Raw genomic sequence first — 1,598 nt, 5'->3', positions numbered from 1 at the left:
GGATGTGATTATACAGTTGCCAATCAAGTAGTAGCTAATGTAAGTGTTGCATGGAATGGGTTGGATTGTGATGGCGATGGGGTAACTAATGGTCAAGAAATTATGGATACTACCAATCCAATAGATAATTGTAGTCTAGTGGCTACTAATCAGGATACTACACCAAGTACAGCGTGGAATGCGTTAGATTGTGATGGCGATGGAGTAACCAACGGTCAAGAAATTATAGATACGACAAATCCAATTGATGGATGTGATTATACAGTTGCTAATCAAGTAGTAGCTAATGTTAGTACAGCATGGAATGGGTTGGATTGTGATGGCGATGGCGTAACCAACGGTCAAGAAATTATAGATACGACAAATCCAATTGATGGATGTGATTATACAGTTGCAAATCAGGTAACTGCAAATGTAAGTACTGCTTGGAATGCGTTGGACTGTGATGGTGATGGCGTAACTAATGGTCAGGAGATTACAGATACGACAAATCCAATTGATGGATGTGATTATACCGTTGCTAGCCAGGTAACTGCTAATGTAAGTGGAGTATGGAATGCATTGGACTGTGATGGCGATGGGGTAACTAATGGTCAAGAAATTACCGATACTACCAATCCAATTGATGGATGTGATTATACAGTTGCCAATCAAGTAGTAGCTAATGTAAGTGTTGGATGGAATGGGTTAGATTGCGATGGCGATGGCGTAACCAACGGACAAGAAATTACGGATACTACAAATCCAACGGATAATTGTAGTCTAATAGCTGCCAATCAAGATGCTACACCAAGTACAGCGTGGAATGCATTGGACTGTGATGGCGATGGCGTAACCAATGGTCAAGAAATTACCGATACTACTAACCCTACTGATGGATGTGATTATACCGTTGCTAGTCAAGTAGCCGCTAATGTAAGTGGAGCATGGAATGCACTAGATTGTGATGGCGATGGCGTAACCAATGGTCAAGAAATTACCGATACTACTAATCCTACTGATGGATGTGATTATACAGTTGCCAATCAAGTAGTAGCTAATGTAAGTGTTGCATGGAATGGGTTGGATTGTGATGGCGATGGAGTAACCAACGGTCAAGAAATTACGGATACTACAAATCCAACGGATAATTGTAGTCTAATAGCTGCCAATCAAGATGCTACACCAAGTACAGCGTGGAATGCACTAGATTGTGATGGCGATGGCGTAACCAATGGTCAAGAAATTACCGATACTACCAATCCAACTGATGGATGTGATTATACCGTTGCTAATCAAGTAGTAGCTAATGTTAGTACAGCATGGAACGCACTAGATTGTGATGGCGATGGTGTAACTAATGGTCAAGAAATTACCGATACTACCAATCCAATTGATGGATGTGATTATACAATTGCTAGCCAGATAGCCGCTAATGTAAGTGTTGGATGGAATGGGTTGGATTGTGATGGTGATGGTGTAACCAATGGTCAAGAAATTATAGATACTACCAATCCAATTGATGGATGTGATTATACAGTTGCCAATCAAGTAGTAGCTAATGTAAGTGTTGCATGGAATGGGTTGGATTGTGATGGCGATGGGGTAACTAATGGTCA

The 1,598-nt window shown here is 40.9% G+C and carries 1 pseudogene; it reads left to right on the top strand.

The window, feature by feature from the left end:
• Nucleotides 1–1,598, top strand: a pseudogene (locus tag DG508_RS17640) (hypothetical protein); the annotation flags it as partial.

Origin of the sequence: Aquimarina aquimarini (assembly GCF_900299535.1) — a bacterium.
Taxonomy (GTDB): Bacteria; Bacteroidota; Bacteroidia; order Flavobacteriales; family Flavobacteriaceae; genus Aquimarina; species Aquimarina aquimarini.
This window is presented reverse-complemented; position numbering and strand designations above follow the sequence as displayed.